At 74.2% G+C, this 16,013-nt stretch carries 17 protein-coding genes and 1 tRNA gene; 11 read left to right on the top strand and 7 right to left on the bottom strand.

Going from position 1 to position 16,013, the window contains the following annotated elements; all coding sequences use genetic code 11:
- Positions 1–80 precede the first annotated feature (80 nt).
- Entirely contained in the window at positions 81–1,001 is a 921-nt protein-coding gene (locus tag BJY28_RS04220; protein WP_179461898.1) for an aminodeoxychorismate lyase, read from the top strand.
- A gap of 6 nt (positions 1,002–1,007) precedes the next feature.
- On the opposite strand, the gene BJY28_RS04215 is transcribed toward BJY28_RS04220, so the two are convergent.
- The 3 genes from BJY28_RS04215 to BJY28_RS04205 all read right to left on the bottom strand — a co-directional run bounded on the left by BJY28_RS04215 (position 1,008) and on the right by BJY28_RS04205 (position 2,573).
- Positions 1,008–1,658 carry a DUF305 domain-containing protein gene (locus tag BJY28_RS04215; protein WP_179461897.1) on the bottom strand — a complete coding sequence of 217 codons (651 nt, stop codon included), beginning with the start codon at positions 1,656–1,658 and terminating at the stop codon, positions 1,008–1,010.
- 1 nt (position 1,659) lies between these two features.
- Complete coding sequence (locus BJY28_RS04210; protein ID WP_179461896.1) at positions 1,660–2,310, bottom strand: thioredoxin-like domain-containing protein; 651 nt, start codon at positions 2,308–2,310, stop codon at positions 1,660–1,662.
- An 83-nt stretch (positions 2,311–2,393) separates the two neighbouring features.
- Entirely contained in the window at positions 2,394–2,573 is a 180-nt protein-coding gene (locus tag BJY28_RS04205; protein WP_179461895.1) for a hypothetical protein, read from the bottom strand.
- Between the two features lie 187 nt (positions 2,574–2,760).
- On the opposite strand from BJY28_RS04205, the gene BJY28_RS04200 reads away from it, so the two are divergent.
- Entirely contained in the window at positions 2,761–3,489 is a 729-nt protein-coding gene (locus tag BJY28_RS04200) for an alpha/beta fold hydrolase (protein ID WP_179461894.1), read from the top strand.
- Positions 3,490–3,516: 27 nt separating this feature from the next.
- On the opposite strand, the gene BJY28_RS04195 is transcribed toward BJY28_RS04200, so the two are convergent.
- Complete coding sequence (locus tag BJY28_RS04195; protein ID WP_179463933.1) at positions 3,517–4,161, bottom strand: TRM11 family SAM-dependent methyltransferase; 645 nt, start codon at positions 4,159–4,161, stop codon at positions 3,517–3,519.
- A gap of 194 nt (positions 4,162–4,355) precedes the next feature.
- On the opposite strand from BJY28_RS04195, the gene BJY28_RS04190 reads away from it, so the two are divergent.
- The 3 genes from BJY28_RS04190 to ppk2 are packed head-to-tail and all read left to right on the top strand — an operon-like array spanning position 4,356 to position 6,702.
- Positions 4,356–5,441: an alpha/beta hydrolase gene (locus tag BJY28_RS04190; RefSeq protein WP_179461893.1), complete on the top strand. Its 1,086-nt coding sequence runs from the start codon at positions 4,356–4,358 to the stop codon at positions 5,439–5,441.
- Positions 5,438–5,770, top strand: coding sequence for a DUF952 domain-containing protein (locus tag BJY28_RS04185; protein ID WP_179461892.1), 333 nt, complete (start codon positions 5,438–5,440; stop codon positions 5,768–5,770). Before BJY28_RS04190 ends, BJY28_RS04185 begins: the two co-directional genes overlap by 4 nt.
- Positions 5,771–5,811: 41 nt before the next feature.
- Positions 5,812–6,702: a polyphosphate kinase 2 gene (ppk2, locus tag BJY28_RS04180; RefSeq protein ID WP_179461891.1), complete on the top strand. Its 891-nt coding sequence runs from the start codon at positions 5,812–5,814 to the stop codon at positions 6,700–6,702.
- A gap of 92 nt (positions 6,703–6,794) precedes the next feature.
- Here the strand turns inward: ppk2 and BJY28_RS04175 are convergent, their stop codons facing one another.
- Positions 6,795–7,568, bottom strand: a complete 774-nt coding sequence (locus tag BJY28_RS04175; protein WP_179461890.1) for a hypothetical protein — start codon at positions 7,566–7,568, stop codon at positions 6,795–6,797.
- Positions 7,569–7,710: 142 nt separating this feature from the next.
- Between BJY28_RS04175 and BJY28_RS04170 the strand changes: the two genes are divergently transcribed.
- Genes BJY28_RS04170 through BJY28_RS04160 form a run of 3 tightly spaced genes read left to right on the top strand, consistent with a single transcriptional unit; the run spans position 7,711 to position 9,646 of the window.
- Positions 7,711–8,388: a TetR/AcrR family transcriptional regulator gene (locus BJY28_RS04170; protein ID WP_179461889.1), complete on the top strand. Its 678-nt coding sequence runs from the start codon at positions 7,711–7,713 to the stop codon at positions 8,386–8,388.
- On the top strand, positions 8,385–9,338 hold the full coding sequence (locus tag BJY28_RS04165; RefSeq protein WP_179461888.1) for a GDSL-type esterase/lipase family protein: 954 nt from the start codon (positions 8,385–8,387) through the stop codon (positions 9,336–9,338). Before BJY28_RS04170 ends, BJY28_RS04165 begins: the two co-directional genes overlap by 4 nt.
- Before the next feature lie 17 nt (positions 9,339–9,355).
- On the top strand, positions 9,356–9,646 hold the full coding sequence (locus BJY28_RS04160) for a hypothetical protein (protein ID WP_179461887.1): 291 nt from the start codon (positions 9,356–9,358) through the stop codon (positions 9,644–9,646).
- Between the two features lie 57 nt (positions 9,647–9,703).
- On the opposite strand, the gene BJY28_RS04155 is transcribed toward BJY28_RS04160, so the two are convergent.
- Both BJY28_RS04155 and selA read right to left on the bottom strand, forming a co-directional pair.
- Positions 9,704–11,611 (bottom strand): selenocysteine-specific translation elongation factor, encoded by a 1,908-nt coding sequence (locus tag BJY28_RS04155; RefSeq protein WP_179461886.1) that lies wholly within the window; start codon positions 11,609–11,611, stop codon positions 9,704–9,706.
- Positions 11,608–12,936 (bottom strand): L-seryl-tRNA(Sec) selenium transferase, encoded by a 1,329-nt coding sequence (selA, locus tag BJY28_RS04150; RefSeq protein ID WP_179461885.1) that lies wholly within the window; start codon positions 12,934–12,936, stop codon positions 11,608–11,610. The genes BJY28_RS04155 and selA overlap by 4 nt, the downstream gene beginning before the upstream one ends.
- 94 nt (positions 12,937–13,030) lie before the next feature.
- Here selA and BJY28_RS04145 point away from each other — a divergent pair.
- From BJY28_RS04145 to BJY28_RS04135, 3 genes are all read left to right on the top strand, one after another.
- A tRNA-Sec gene (locus tag BJY28_RS04145) sits at positions 13,031–13,126 on the top strand.
- Between the two features lie 240 nt (positions 13,127–13,366).
- A complete protein-coding gene (gene selD, locus BJY28_RS04140) occupies positions 13,367–14,401 on the top strand; it encodes a selenide, water dikinase SelD (RefSeq protein ID WP_179461884.1) in 1,035 nt (344 codons plus the stop codon).
- 28 nt (positions 14,402–14,429) lie between these two features.
- Entirely contained in the window at positions 14,430–15,917 is a 1,488-nt protein-coding gene (locus BJY28_RS04135) for a class I SAM-dependent methyltransferase (protein ID WP_179461883.1), read from the top strand.
- Positions 15,918–16,013: the final 96 nt, after the last annotated feature.

Below are 16,013 nucleotides of genomic sequence, written 5' to 3'. Positions count from 1 at the left end.
GACAGCCCTCTGACCTGCGACAACGCACGCTCGACCGCATGCCCGGGGTCGTGCCTGACCTGCCCTCCTACGCTGATCCCATGCCCCGTCCCCGCGTCGTCGCGCTGCTCGCCCCCGAGGGTCCTCGCCTGCACGACCCGCAGGCGCCGGTGGTCGCGGCCGACGACGCCGGGCTGACCCGGGGCGACGGCTGCTTCGACTCCGCCCTGGTGATCCCCGTCGACGCCGGGGGCGACGACCGCCAGGCCGGTGATGACCCCGGCCCGACCCACCAGGTCGTCGACCTGCCCGGCCACCTGGCCCGGCTGGCCGCCTCCGCGCGAGCCCTGGAGATCCCCGCCCCGGACGAGGCGGCGTGGACCGAGCTCGTGGCGACCGCCCTTCGCGCCTGGCCCGAGCCCGGCGAGGCCACGCTGCGCCTCACCCTCACCCGGGGACCGGAGAGCGGCGGGCCGCCCAGGGCCTTCGTCACGCTCACCGAGCGTGCGGCCGGTCGCCCGCAGCGGGGGGCCGCCGCGACGACGACCCGCCCCGTCCGCGCCGTCACGCTGAGCCGGGGCCACCCCAGCGACGCCTTCGTCGACGCCCCCTGGCTGCTCGGCGGGGTGAAGACGCTGAGCTACGCGGTCAACACCGCCGCCCTGCGCGAGGCCCGACGGCGCGGCGCCGACGACGTCATCTTCACCAGCACCGACGGCTACGCCCTGGACGCCCCGACGGCCGGCCTGCTCGTCGTGCGGGACGGCGCCGTGCTGAGCACCCCGACCGGCGGCACCGGCATCCTGGCCTCGACCTCGATCGGCGCCATCCTCGCCGCCGCCGAGGCCGAAGGGCGCTCCGCCCGCCACGAGCTGGTCCAGGTCGCGGACCTGCTCACCGCAGACGGCGTCTGGCTGGTCGCCTCCAGCCGCGGTCCGACCCCGGTGGGCGAGCTCGACGGCCGCGCCGTGCCGGTCGACGACGGGCTCGTCGCCGACGTGGCCCGGTGGGCGGGCTTCTGACCCCGCTCAGGGGCTCGGCAGCGGCTCCCCGTCGCGCGCCTCGAGCATCTCCGTCATCGTCTCCACCTCGACGGTCTGGCTGTCGATGATGGACTGGGCCAGGGTGCGCACCGGCTCGGTCTCGGCGGCGTCCACCGCGGTCTGGGCCATCGGCACGCCGCCCTCGTGGTGGCGGATCATCAGCTGCAGGTAGAGCACCTCCGCCTCCTCGCCGGTGGCCTGCTCCAGCTCCTTGAGCTCCTCGGCGCTGGCCATCCCGGGCATGCCGGACGAGCCGCCCGAGGACATCGACCCCGAGGACATCGCGTCCGAGCCGCCGTGCTCGTGCCCCTCCATCCAGGCCATCGTCGGCTCGGAGGAGGTCGCCGGCAGCCCCCACACCTGCAGCCAGCCGGCCATCTGCCCGGACTGGTGCGACTGGGTACGGGCGATGTCGTAGGCGAGCTGGCGCACGTCCGCGTCGTCGGTGCCGTCGCGGATGATCAGCGACATCTGCACCGCCTGGTCGTGATGGGTCTGCATGTCCCGGGCGAAGCCGGCGTCGACGCTGCCCTCCTCCGGGGCCCCGCTGCCGCCGCCCGCGCGCCCCACCGCGATCCCGGCCACCAGCCCGACGGCCAGGGCGACGATCGCGGCGAGGATCCCCTTCGGCTGCATGTCAGCCCTGGATCAGGTTGTCGGTGCCGTCGGTCCCGCCGGTGCAGGCCGCGCCGGGCTCGGGGGTCTGCGGGCCCTGTCGGTACTCGGTGATGAACTCCTCGAGACGGGGGTCGTCGGCCGAGTCGACCTCCAGCTGGTGGCCCCACGCGGAGATGACGATGGGGGACTCGAGGCCCTCGTAGGGGGAAAGAAGGGTGTAGGTGTCGGGCAGCATGTCCTCGAGCTGCGAGACCTGATCCTCGGCGAGGTCGGGCTGGTAGGTGATCCACACCGTGCCGTGCTCCAGCGAGTGCACCGCGTGCTCGTCCGGCACCGGCTCGGTGTAGACGCCGCAGTTGAGCCACACCGGGTTGTGCTCGCCGCCCACCGGCGGGCTCTCGGCGTAGTCGACCGTGGTCTGCACGTGGTTGCCGCCGTCGTACTCGTAGACCTGCACGCCCTCGATGTCCCCCTCGGCGTTGCGGGCCACGTCGTTGCTGTCGTCGGTGACGATCGCCCAGAAGACCGCGCCGGCGATGATCACCAGCGCCAGCGCCGCGGCCCCGTAGAGGATGAGGCTGCGGCGCCGCTCGGCTGCCTGCTGCTGCTTGCGGGCGGCCTCCAGGCGCTCGTTGCGCGAGCGCTTGGCATCCTTCTTCGACGAGCTCATGGGGTCCTCAGGGTGGATCGGGGGCGAGGTTCGCGCCCATGATATTTGCCGACCTGCCCGTGAGTTCGCTGGGAGGGGTGCGCTCAGCGGTCGCCGGGATCCTTGGGGTCCTTGCCGAGCATGCCGACGGCGATCCACATGATCGCGACGATGCCGGCCCCGACCGGGGCGATGACCCCGCGTGCGTCCCCGGCGACCCCGACGGTCACCCCGTAGAGGATGGTCACGGCGATGGCGATGAAGGCGAGGGTGTTCCGGTCCATGAGGCACAGCCTGGCCCGGTGCGGTGGCCCTGACCAGTGACGATGCGCCCCGCCGCGGGATGACAGGTGTCACGGTCGGGGAGCGGTCGGTCACCCGGGCCACGAGCAGGTCACGTCTCGATGAGGCTCGGGTCACGGTTCAGGCACCGGGGGTCCGCGGCACAGCGGCGGCTGCGACAGTGGCCCGGTGCGCCGCTTCATCTACCCCGCCCCGTATTGGCAGGAGCCTGCCGGCAGCGCGCCCGTCGACATCGGCGGGCCGGTGCCCACCTTCGTCCTGCACCGTCCGGCGCCGAGCGGCGCGCCGACCGTCGTCTACCTGCACGGCAACGGCAGCGACCTCGGCACGATCGCGCCGCTGGCGCATCCCTTCGTCGACGAGGGGATGGGCTTCGCCGCCATCGAGTACCCCGGCTACGGGCCGGCCGGGGACCAGCGCACCACCGAGGAGGGGGTGATGGCCGCGGCCCGTCGCGGCCTGGCGCACCTCGCCGAGCAGGGGGTCTCCGGGCGTCGGCTCGTGCTCGTCGGCGAGTCCCTCGGCAGCGCGGTGGCCGCCCGGCTGGCCCACGAGGGGCACGGTGCCCGGCTGGTGCTGGTCTCGCCCTTCACCTCGATGACCGCGATGTACCGGCAGGTGCTGCGCACCCGGCTGTGGCCGTCGCGGCTCGTCCCGGACCGCTACGAGACCGACGGGATCGCCGCCGGTCTGAGGCAGCCGACGCTGCTCGTGCACGGCGCCGACGACACCCTCGTGCCGCCGGAGATGAGCCAGCGGCTGGCGGGGCTCATCCCGGACGCGCGCCGGGTGGTCGTCGCCGGACGCACCCACAACGACCTGTGGGAGAGGCCGAGCCGGCTGCTCCAGGAGGTCCTCGACGTGGCGGCCGAGGTCGGGACCAGCGCCGCCGGCTGACCCCGTGGCCAGGGCCGGCCGCGCCGGTCAGCGCGGCTGGGCGACCAGCAGGTAGTCCCCGGCGAGGTCGTGCCACGGCCGGTCCCAGACGACGAAGACGTCCTGGGTGACCCGCCCGATCTCGGTGAGCATCCGCCCGACGTCCCAGGCGAGCGGGGTGAAGTGGTCGCCCGTGTCGATGTTCGCCACGTTGACGACGAGGTGGCCCTGCGGCGCGAGCAGGGCGAGGCAGTCGGTGAGGACGCCGCGCAGCTCGTCGAGGTAGGCGTCGTAGCGGGCGCCCTCGCCGACGTAGCCGGCCAGCGGGTCCTCGGGGTGATCGGTGGCGGTCATGTAGGGCGGCGAGGTGAGGACGAGGTCGACGGGGGCGCTCACCAGCTCGCCCAGCCGGAGGGCGTCCCCGGTGATCACCTGCGCGCCGGGCGCACGCTGCGCGGCCACCCGGGCCCGCTCGGCGAGCAGCTCCACCCCGACCGCGCGGCGGCCGGTCCGCTGCGCCACCCGCAGCGTCGTGCCGTAGCCGGCGAAGGGGTCGAGCACCCGGTCTCCCGGCACGGTGAGGTCCTCCAGCACCGCGGCGGCGACCGCCTCGGCGAAGTGCACGTCCTCGTCCGCCTCCGCGGCACGCTCGGACAGCACCTCGTGCTGACGCACGGTGACGACCGCTCGCATTCTCCCCACCCGCCCATCCTCCCCCTTCGCCCCACGAGCGTTTATCGGGTAACCCGATAAAGGCTCGGTCACCGCAGAAGGCTTGTCCCTGATCCGAGAGGTTCTGGGGTGTCGCCCGCGCACGCCGGATAGCCTCGACCCAGCACACCAGTACCTCACACCAGCACCTCTCGGAACGACCCACCGGAGCCCTCATGCGCAGCAGCACGACCACCCTCACCGCCCCGGACGGCACCGAGCTCTTCGTGCGGTGCTGGCTGCCGGACGAGGACGAGCCGATCGCGATCATGCAGCTGGCCCACGGGATGGCCGAGCACTCCGGCCGCTACGAGCCGCTGGCCCGCGACCTCACCGCCGACGGCTACGCGGTGTGGATCCACGACCACCGCGGGCACGGCGACACCGCAGCCACCGCGCGCGACGAGGGCTACTTCGCCGACAAGCGCGGCTGGGACACCGTCGTCGAGGACATCCACGTCGTCGCCGACGCCGCCCGGGCCGCGCACCCCGGCCTGCCGATGTACTTCCTCGGGCACTCCATGGGCAGCCTGCTGGGCCGCGACTACGTCACCCGCTACGGCGACGACCTCACCGGCGCGATCTTCTCCGGCACGATGACCGACGCCGGGCCGACCGGCCGGGTGGGCCAGCTGGTCGCCACGATCGAGGGCCGGGCGCGCGGCCGCCGGCACACCTCGCGGCTGATGAACGCCATGACCTTCGGCTCCTTCAACAAGGCCTTCCGCCCGACCCGCACCGACTTCGACTGGCTCTCCCGGGACGAGGCCGTCGTCGACGCCTACATCGCCGACCCGGCCTGCGGGAAGGTCTTCACCTCCGGCTTCTTCGCCGACCTGCTCTCCGGGGTCAACCGGCTGCCCCGGCTCGCCGGCAAGGTGCCTGCCGACCTGCCGGTGTACTTCTTCGCCGGCGAGCTGGACCCGGTGGGCGGCAAGGGTGTCCGCGACGTCGCCAACGCCGTGAGCGACGCCGGGGTGGAGGACGTGACCTGTCGGATCTACCCGGACGGGCGGCACGAGATGCTCAACGAGATCAACCGCGACGAGGTGGTCGCCGACCTCCTCGCCTGGTTGGACGCCCATCCCGGACGCGGCACCGACGAGTCCCTCGCCTCTCCCGACGAGACCAGCTCTGCGACCCCCGCCGCGACCGACGCCGAGCCCACGCCGGTGGCCCAGGAGGGCGCCGCCCCGGTGGCCCAGGAGAGCGTCGCCGAGGACGAAGGGGGCGCCGCCCCGGACGAGGACCGCGGCGCGTGATCTATCACCTGGCCCTGGAGCGGGACTGGCAGCAGGCGCAGACCAGCGGCAGCTACCCGTTCTCCACGCTCGGGGTGCGCATCGCCGACGAGGGCTTCCTGCACGCCTGCGAGGACGACGCCCAGGTCGCCGGGGTGGCCGAGCGCTTCTACGCCGAGGTCACCGAGCCGCTGGTGCTGCTGCACCTCGACGAGGACCGGCTGGCCGGGCTGGGGCGCACCGTGCGCCGCGAGCCGCCGGCCGACGGGGTGCCCGAGCTCTTCCCGCACGTCTACGGCGGGGACCTGCCGGTCGCCGCGGTGGCGGCGGTCACCCCCTTCGTCCGCTGATTCGTCAGGCGGAGGACACCTGGCCGTGGTAGGCCAGGGGTGTGCAGGTGAACCTTCGTGAGTACATCGACCACCTCATCGACGACGGCTACACCGTCCGCGACGACCAGGGGGACGACCCCATGCTCATCGCGCCCGACGGCAGGGCCGTGGAGACCTGGCGGGAGAACTATCCCTACGAGGAGCTGATGTCCCGCAACGACTACGACGTCGAGAAGTACCTGCTGCAGATCGAGCTGCTGAAGTTCCAGTACTGGGCGCAGGACACCGGGCAGAAGTTCGTCATCGTCTTCGAGGGCCGCGACGCCGCCGGCAAGGGCGGGACGATCAAGCGCTTCACCGAGCACCTCAACCCGCGCGGGTCGCGGGTGGTCGCGCTGACCAAGCCGACCGAGCGCGAGCAGGGCCAGTGGTACTTCCAGCGGTACGTGAAGCACCTGCCGACCGACGGCGAGATCGTCCTCTTCGACCGCTCCTGGTACACCCGCGCCGGGGTGGAGCGGGTCATGGGCTTCTGCACCGACGAGGAGTACGAGACCTTCATGGACCAGGCGCCGCGCTTCGAGCGGATGCTCGTGGAGTCCGACGTGCACGTCACCAAGCTGTGGTTCTCGGTGACCCAGCAGGAGCAGCGCACCCGCTTCGCCATCCGCCAGATCGACCCGGTGCGCCGGTGGAAGCTCTCGCCGATGGACCTGGAGAGCCTCGACAAGTGGGAGGCCTACACCGAGGCGAAGGAGGCGATGTTCGAGCGGACCGACCACAAGCGGGCACCGTGGACGGTCATCAAGTCCAACGACAAGAAGCGCGGCCGGATCAACGCCATGCGCTACTTCCTCGACCAGTTCGACTACGAGGGCAAGGACACGAGCATCGTCTTCACCCCGGACAAGAAGGTCGTCTCGCGGGGCAAGAAGACCGTCGGGGACTAGATCCCGCGGTCCCCGACGGTCTCGAGCTCGCTCATCTCGCGCTCGGTCACCGCACGCTCGGTCAGCTCGCGCGGCGCCGCGCCTCCGGTGGGTCAGCGGCGGCCGGCCCGTCCGGCCGAGACAGCCAGCAGCAGCGCCGCGGCGGCGAAGGCGAGGCCGTAGGCGACCCGACCGGCCGGCGGCAGCGAGTACTGCGGCAGGACCGTCACCGCGCCGACCGCCAGCGGCCACGCGGCCCAGGCCGGCGCGTCCCAGCGACCCGAGCGCACCTCGCGCCGCCAGGCCAGCGCGACGGTGACCCCGGAGACCGCGAGCAGCAGCAGCCCGAGGCCGAAGGTGGTGAGCGCGGCGGGCTGGTTGCGGATCTCGTCGACGAGCGCCATGACCGTCGGATCGGTGAGCCCGGCCCGACCGACGGCGTGCAGGCCGAAGGTCTCGGCGCCGTAGTAGGGCAGCACGAGCACCGCGCCGGCCAGCCCGCTCCACCGACCGATCTGCGTCAGCAGGCTGCCCACGAGGTCGTGCATCCGCAGCGCCACCCGGCCGAGCTGGACCAGGGCGAGCGCCCCGGCGAGGTGGGCGAGCACCCACATCGGGTCGGCGAAGGCGGCCGCGGCCTCGGCGCTCGTGCCGCTGGCGGCGTCACCGTACGGGCGAAGGGCGAGGTAGGCCGCCATGAGCAGGCCGCTGCTGACGGCGGGCATGGCGAGGTCGGACGGGTCGGGCCGGGTGGCGAGCGGGCGGTCCGATCCGGCGCTTGCGGCGGTGGTGCTGGTGCGCGTGCTGGTGCTGGTCGGGCCGGCGGGGTCGGCGCTGGTCGCGTCGGCGGTGGTCGAGCCCGGGGTGGTGGTTCCGGTGGGGTGCATGGTCGTGCCCTTCGTCGCTGGGAACCCGCAGGTGGAGCCGGGTCACATGAAACGAGAGCACCGCTCTCGCTATGACGACGACCGTAGACCGGCATCTGTCGAAAAGCAAGAGCACCGCTCTCGAATGTGCGAAGATGGGCGCATGGCAGGAGCGCGCGAGGAGTCCCGGGCCCGCACGACGGCGGCGATCCTGGGCGCCGCGCGCGCCGAGATCGCCGAGCACGGCGGGGGAGGGTTGTCGATGCGGGCGGTCGCCCGCGAGGTCGGGATGGTGTCCTCGGCCGTCTACCGCTACTTCCCGACGCGTGAGGCGCTGCTGACGGCGATGATCCTCGAGAGCTACGGGTCGCTGGCCGACGCCCTTCGCAGGGCCCTCGATGAGGCGACGGACGAGGAGCCCACGCTGGCCCCTGGTGCTCGCTGGGCCGCCCTGGGTCATGCCTTCCGCGGCTGGGCGCGGGCCCGGCCGCACGAGTTCCAGCTGATCTACGGCACGCCGGTTCCCGGCTACGTCGCGCCGCCGGAGACCGTGCCGGCGGCCGCGGCGGTAGCCCGTCCGTTCCTCGAGGTGGGGGCCGGTGGACAGGTCGCCGGCTACGACGAGCCGGCGCTGGTCGCGCAGATGTCCGCCCTGCAGCAGGAGGCGCCGGGGGCCGAGCCCTCCGGCGCGGCGGCGGTGCTCGCCGAGCTGGCGGCGCTCGTCGGCCTGGTCTCGCTGGAGCTGGCCGGCCATCTCGTCGGCACGGCCGACCCCGCCGACCACCTGGTCGACGCCCTGCTGGAGCGGCAGGCGGCCACGCTCGGGCTGGGGCGCGGGTGAGCCGGTACGTCGCCCTCGGCGACTCCTACGCGGCCGGGGTCGGCGCCGGTGAGCGGCGCGGCTGGTCCTGGCGCACGGACGCGGGGTACCCGCTGGACGTGGCCCGCGCGACCGGGCTGGACCTGGCCTACGAGGCGGTGCTCGGGGCGACCTGCGCCGACGTGCGCGACGGGCAGCTGGGGCGGCTCGGCCCGGAGACCGAGCTAGTATCGATCACGGTGGGCGGCAACGACGCCGGCTTCGTGCCGGTGCTGCTCGAGGTGGTCCACCCCGCCTGGGTCTCGGACGCCGATGCCGTGATCGACGAGGCACTGGCGACCATCCGCGACGAGCTGCCCGGTCGGCTGCAGCGGTTGCTGGCGCAGGTGCGGGCGGCGGCGCCGGGGGCGCGGCTGGTCGTCACCGGGTATCCGCGGCTCTTCAACGAGGTCTCGGACTGCTCGCCCTTCACCTTCGTCACGGTCGCGGAGATGCGGCGGCTGACGACGGTCGCGGACGCGCTCGCCGAGGCGGTGCTCGCGGCGGCGGACGATGGCGGTGCCGACGGGGTCGACGTGCGGGCGCCCTTCGACGGGCACCAGGTGTGCGACGACGACGCGTGGCTGCACGGGCTGTCCTGGCCGGTGCCGGAGTCGTACCACCCGAACGGCGCCGGTCATCGTGGCTACGCGACGTCGGTCCTGTCCGCGCTCGGGCTGGATATCGCTGCGGCCGAAGGGGTCTCCCCGCCCGACGTGGTCGACGGCAGCTGCGTCGGGTCGGCGCCCGGCTTCGAGCTGCCCGACCTGGTCTCGCCGCGCTCGCTCCGGGGCGCTGCGGCCTGCGGTCTCGACCCGGACCGGGTGGCCCGCCTCGGGCGCGCGGTGCAGGACGATGGTCGACCAGAGAACGAGCGGGTCGAGGAGGCCGGTGAGCTGCAGGCGATGCACGAGGAGGTGGCGCGGGGGTGAGTGGTCGGATCCGAGGAATGCAGGACGGCGGGCTGCCGCCGCACCCGCGCACGACCGGGTACCTGATGGTGCGGGTGCTCTCCGTCGGCGGTCTCGTCGTGGCGGTGGCCACCTGGGTGCTCTTCTCGGACCGCGCCTGGGCCGGGCCGGTGGGACTCGTCGCCGTGCTGGTCGGGCTCGTCTGCGTCGCCGCGGGATTCATCTGGCGGATGACCGCCGTGGATGAGGCTGGCGCGGGGTCGGCTGGTGGCCGCACGGCGGATGGTGCCCGCCGTCGACGAGGACGGGTGAACGATGAGGAGCGCTGACGGTCGGGATCCCGGGCGGCAGGAGCCCGCTGGCGGCCGCATGTCGTCGCCCACCGGCTACCGCACGACCTCCCGGTGCGCGGTGTCCACCCGCCGCGTCCAGCCCCGACCGTCGAGGTGCTCCAGCAGCGGCACCGCGACCCGCCGGGTCGTGCCCAGCGCCTGTCGCGCCGCGCTGAGGGTGAAGGGCTGGTCCAGCCCCGCGAGCACCCGCATCGCCCGCGCCGGCGCGTCCGGCAGCAGCACGACCTCACCCGGTAGCCGCAGCAGCCGGCCGGTGCGCACCGCCGCCGCCAGCTCCTTGGCCCCGAGCCCGAGGTCGCGCAGCTCGTCCGCCTCCGGCGCGGCGAAGGGGTCTGCCCGCAGCCTCCCTTCGATCGCGGCCACCCCGGTCTCGGCCGCACCGAGGTCATGGTCATCGGCCCGCTGCACCCTTCCGTTGGCCAGGCGCAGACCGGCCGCCGCGGCCAGTGCTGGGACGAGCTCGCCACCGGTGCCCGCGGGCAGATCGAGCACGTCCGCCACCTCGCCGCGAGCCAGACCGCCGCTCAGGGGATCGGTGGTCCGCCGCGCATCGACCGCCCGGGTGAGCGCTCGCACCCAGGTCGACCAGGCGCCGCCGTCGACGACGAGGTCGCCGACGCGATGCTCGGCGTGGTGCTCGCCGCCGGTCGCTCCGTGGGCCGTGTCGTCGCCGACTGAACCCCCGAGGCCGAGCCGGGCCAGGTCGGCAGATCGTTGCACCCGGTGCTCGGCCAGCCGCAGCGCGCGCAAGGCACTCGTCGTCGGAGCCGCCGCCAGCGCCTCACCCCTGGCTCGGGCCGCGCCGCGCCGCTCGAAGGGGAGCGGCGCCACGTCCACCACCGTCGCCCCCCACACCCGCCGGGTGCCCGGATCCCGCAGCAGCAGCCGGTCGCCGACCCGCCACGGCAGAGCCGCCTCGGTGCGCACCCGCGCGTGCCGCTCGCCCAGCGGGCGCACCCGGGCCTCGTGGTCGGCGGTGCCGACGTGCAGGGTCGGCAGCTCGGGGATCTCGCCGGCAGGCGCCGCAACTACCCGGGCAGTTGCGGTGGCCAGCGGTTCCTCGGTGGCGGTCAGGATCTCTTTGGCGGACAGGGCATCCGTGGTGTCCGGGGACGTGAGCGCGACGTCGACCTCCGTGGCCAGCTCCCACGCGCCCGGGGTCAGCAGCACCGCGCCCCGGCCGAGGGTGTCGGCGTCGACGTGGCGCACGTTCACGGCGGCGCGCGAGGCCGGCCGGACCTGGTCGGCGGGCTCGTCCTGGGAGTGCAGCCCGCGGATCGCCGTCTCGTGCCTCCGGCCGTCGGCGCCCAGCGCGAGCAGCGGGTCACCGACGGTCAGCGTGCCCGCATCGAGGGTGCCGGTGACCACGGTCCCGGCCCCGCCGATGGTGAACGCCCGGTCCACCCACATCCGCACCGGCGCCGTCTCGTCGGGCGTCGGCAGGCGAGCCGTGAGGTCGTCCAGCACGGTCCGCAGCTCGGCCATCCCCACTCCGGTCGGGGGCGCGACCACTACGGTCGGCACGTCCCGGTGGCCGCGCTCGGCGAGGCGGGTGCGCGAGTCGGCCAGCGTGGGGTCCGGGTCTGCGAGGTCGGCGCGGGTGACGACGAGCAGCAGGTGCTCCACGCCGAGCGCGACCACCGCGTCGAGGTGCTCGCTCGTCTGCGCCTGCCACCCCTGGTCCGCGGCGACGACGAGCACGACACCGGGGGCCGGTCCGAGTCCGGCGACCATCGTGCCGACGAAGCGGCGGTGACCCGGGACGTCGACGAAGGCAACCTCGGCGCCGGAAGGCAGCGTCGTCCACGCGAAGCCGAGGTCGATGGTCAGCCCGCGCCGCTGCTCCTCGGCGAGCCGATCCGGGTCCCGCCCGGTGAGGGCGCGCACCAGCGTGGACTTGCCATGGTCGACGTGCCCGGCCGTGGCGAGCACCCGCCTCATGCGTCGGGCTTGGTGTCCGCGGCGGTGGGCGCGGCCAGGGCCGCGCGCAGCGCACGGGCCAGGTCGTCGTCGCTCGCGGGCGGGACGCAGCGCAGGTCGACCAGGCCCCGCCCGTCGTCCACCCGGGCGACGACGGCCACCCCTTCTCCCTCGGGCCGACGCAGCCGGGGCACGGTCGCGACCGGGATCTCCACCGCCCAGCCCGGGAGCGGCACCCCGGGGCCGCCACCGCCGCCGACCCGGCCGTCCACCGCGACGACCTCGCGGCCCAGGGTCTCGGCGAGGCGACGGGTCCGGGGGAGCAGGTCGTCGGCGCGGGCGTGCAGGGCGTCGGTGACCGGGGTGCCGGGGCCGGCGAGGGTGGCTTCGAGAGCGGCCAGGGTGAGCTTGTCGACGCGCACCGCACGGGCCAGCGGGTGCCGTCGCAGCCGGTGGATCAGGTCGGCGTCGCCGAGGACGATCCCGGCCTGGGGGCCGCCGAGCAGCTTGTCGCCGCTGGCGGTGACGAGATCGGCGCCGTCGCGCAGGGCGCTGGCGGCGTCCGGCTCGTCGGGCAGGGCGCGGTCGGCGGCGAGCAGGCCGCTGCCGAGGTCCATGACCACCGGCACCCGGAGGCCCGCCTTGCGCAGCTGGGTCAGGCTGACGTCGCTGGTGAAGCCGCCGAGCCAGAAGTTGCTCGGGTGCACCTTGAGGATGCACCCGGTCTCGTCGGTGACCGCCTCGGCGTAGTCGCGCAGGTGGGTGCGGTTGGTGGTGCCGACCTCGCGCAGCCGGGCGCCGGTGCTGGCGATGAGGTCGGGCAGCCGGAAGCCGTCGCCGATCTCGACCATCTCGCCCCGGCTGACGATCACCTCGCGACCGGCGGCGAGGGCGGTGGTGGCGAGCACGAGCGCGGCGGCGCCGTTGTTGACGACGAGGGCGTCGCCGGCCTCCGGCACCGCGGCGCGAAGGGCGTCCAGCGTCGCCGCGCCCCGTCGGGACCGGACTCCGCTGGTGAGGTCCATCTCGACGTCGACGTAGCCCGCGGCGTCGGTGACGGCCTGGATCGCGTTGGGGGAGAGGGGTGCTCGCCCGAGGTTGGTGTGCACGACGACGCCGGTGGCGTTGAGCACCGGGGTGAGGCTGCTGGCGCGGGTGGGCAGCGCGGCGAGGGTGGCGGCGACGACCTCGTCGGGGGAGATCGTGCCCTCCCGGGCCTGCTGCTGGGCGGCGGTGACGGTCGCCTTGACGGTGGCCCGGTCGTGGCGGGCGAGGGCGTCGGCGACCTGCGGGTCGGCCAGCACCGCGTCGGTGCGCGGCACCCGGCGGCGGGGGTCGTCGCTCATGCGGCCGACCCTAGTCGCGGTGGTGGGCGGCGGGCAGGTGAGGCGGCGAAGGGCGCGGCTGCGAGCGGTGCCACGGTGGTCTACCGTGCTCGGTGGAGGCGTCTGGGCACCTGGTGGGCTCCCCGGTCTTCAACACCGGTGAGGCCGAGCATCTCGGTCTGGCGGGTTCGATTCCCGTCCGCCTCCGCCAGCCCCCTTCTCGTCTGCAGCCGCCACCGCGCCCGCGGACACCCGCACCCCGTTCGCGCCACCCGAATCACTGTCGGGCTTCTCGACGCACCACCCTTCGCCCATCCGCTCAGCTTGTCCCTATCCGCTGCGCTTGCAAGCGCAGCGGATGCAGCTGCCTAGGCGGTTGGGACAGAACGGGGGGCGGCGGGGGAGGGAACTGGCGGGGACAGGGGGAGGGGGCGGGCCTAGGGTCGGGGGCATGGCAGAGCAGCACGCGTCGTTCCCGGCCGGCCTGACCCAGCGACTCACCCAGTACGCCCACGGCGGCGGGTGCGCCTGCAAGATCCCGCCCGGCGAGCTGGAGGAGGTCGTCGCCGACCTGCGGGCCGGCGTGCCCGACCCGGCGCGGGAGGTGCTCGTCGGGCTGGACGACGGCGACGACGCCGCAGCGGTGCGCCTCGACGGCGGCACCGCGGTCATCTCGACCGCGGACTTCTTCACCCCGGTCGTCGACGACCCCTACGACTGGGGCCGGATCGCGGCCGCCAACGCGCTCTCCGACATCTACGCCATGGGCGGCACCCCGGTGATGGCGATCAACCTCGTCGGCTGGCCCCGCGACGTCATCCCCGGCGAGGTGATCCGCGAGGTGCTGCGCGGCGGCCTCGACATCGGCGCCCAGGCCGGGTGCCCGGTCATCGGCGGGCACAGCATCGACAACCCGGAGCCGATCTACGGGATGGCGGTCACCGGAACCGGCGACCCGGATCGCCTGCTGCGCAACGACGCCGCCGAGCCGGGACGGTCGATCAGCCTCACCAAGCCGCTCGGGCTGGGCATCCTCAACAACCGGCACAAGAGCACCGGCGAGGTGAGCCTCCAGGCGGTCGCGGTGATGACGACGCTGAACCGGGAGGCCTCCCGGGCCGCGCTGGAGGCCGGGGTGCGCGCCGCCACCGACGTCACCGGCTTCGGCCTGCTCGGCCACCTGCACAAGATGTGCCGCGCCTCCGGGGTGGCGGCCCGGATCGACCCGTCCGCGGTGCCCTACGTCGAAGGCGCCCGCGAGGCGCTGGCCGCCGGCAACGTCCCCGGCGGCTCGCGGCGCAACCTCGACTGGGTGCGTCCGCACCTCGCCGTGGACGGGGTGGGCGAGGACGAGCTGATCCTGCTCGCCGACGCCCAGACCTCCGGCGGCCTGCTCGTCGTCGGTGAGATCCCGGGCGCCCCGGTGGTCGGCGAGACCGTGCCCGGGGGGTCGCTCGGCGACGGGGTCACCGTCACGGTGGGCTGACCTGCGGCGACGGGCTAGCGTGAGCGCCATGGCGCTGCCGGAGAACTTCGTCGCGGGTCGAGGGCCGGGCTCGGGTCCGCCGGGCTGGGGTCTGACGGTCCTGCCCGAGCGGGACCTCGGCACGCTGGCGGTGCCCACCGGGTGTCTCGCGGTGCTGGACCCCTTCGCCGAGCCGGAGTCCCCGATCGTCCTGGACGTCCCGGCCGGGGTCCACCGGATCAGCGTGACCCCCGTCGTGGACCGCGGGTGGACGGGTATCGACGGCGAACCGCTGCCGGAGCCGGGTCCCGACGACGACCTGGACGAGGAGGGCATCGTCACGATCTGGGCAGCGGTGAGCCTGCACCTCGCCGAGGGCGAGCCTGCCGAGGTGACCCGGTGGTCCCCATGGGGCGATCGGCCCTTCGTCCTGCGCGATGACCAGCGGCCCAGGTTCGGCGCTGACGTCGGCAGCCTCCCGGTGGACTCGGCGACCGTGGGACTCGTCGACGCGGAGGCGGCCACGACCATCCCGCTCGGCGACGACGGCTGGTGGAGCCGGGTCTACCACGGCACCGGTGGGTACCTGCGACGCTCGCTCGAGCTCGACGGCAGCGAGGGCCTGGACGGCACCTACGCGGTCACCGCCGGCCGTGAGGGCGAAGAGCTGCTGGTGCTCAGCCTGCAGGGCGACGGTGATGTGCCGATCCTGCTGACCCGCGATGCCGAGGGTCGCCTGCTCGGGGTGCACCTCGACCTGCTCTCGCTCGCGGACATCGACCCCGACGAGCTCGCCGAGGAGGCCGGACCGGATGCCCCGGTCCACGCGTTCGGCGTGCCGCTAGCGCTCGATCCCGGCTATGTCTCGGCGCTGCCGCCGGCGCTCGAGGCGGTCGAGAGGTTGCCGAGCATCATCGACGACCAGCTGGCGGCTGCCATGTCGCACGACCTCAGCGACCTGCTCGTCCGGGAGAGGGACTGGCTGAAGACGACCGTCGCGGAGTGGCCAGCCGGCCATGAGGTCCTCGACCTCGGCTGCGGGACAGGCCGGGTGGCCCGGCTGGTGGCGAACTCGGGGTGCCGGGTCACCGGTGTCGACGTCGCCCCGGCGATGATCCGCGAAGGGCGCCGCCGGCACCCCGACCTCGACCTGCGCGAGGGGTCGGCGCTGGATCTGCCCCTTGGCGACGGATCCGTGGACGCGATCGTCTCCTGGGGCGGCCTGGACCAGCTGTCGCCGGAGATGCTCGTGATCGCGGCCCGGGAGATGGTGCGGGTGCTGCGTCCTGGCGGCGAGGCGGCGCTCGCCCTGGCGCTGACGGACGACGGGCACCACGTCCTGGACCTCGCCCTTCGCTGGGAGCGGTGGGGGTCGCCGGATGAAGGGCACGCCGAGGTGCCGGTGTGGCAGATGTCGATGATGCTCTTGGGGCGGACCCTGGGGGCCGTGGGCTTCAGCCTGCCCGGCGGACAGCTCACCCACCGCGACGACCGCGCGTCGGGACGGCGGCTCCTCACGCGGGTGCACGCGGTCTAAACGGACGGGTACCGACAGGCGTGCATCGGACCCGTCCTTCGCCGGTGACCCACGAGACGGGGCAGCGACGTAGCCACGAGGAAGGCGCGCGTCGCC

Source organism: Janibacter alkaliphilus (genome assembly GCF_013408565.1).
GTDB lineage: Bacteria > Actinomycetota > Actinomycetes > Actinomycetales > Dermatophilaceae > Janibacter > Janibacter alkaliphilus.
This window is presented reverse-complemented; position numbering and strand designations above follow the sequence as displayed.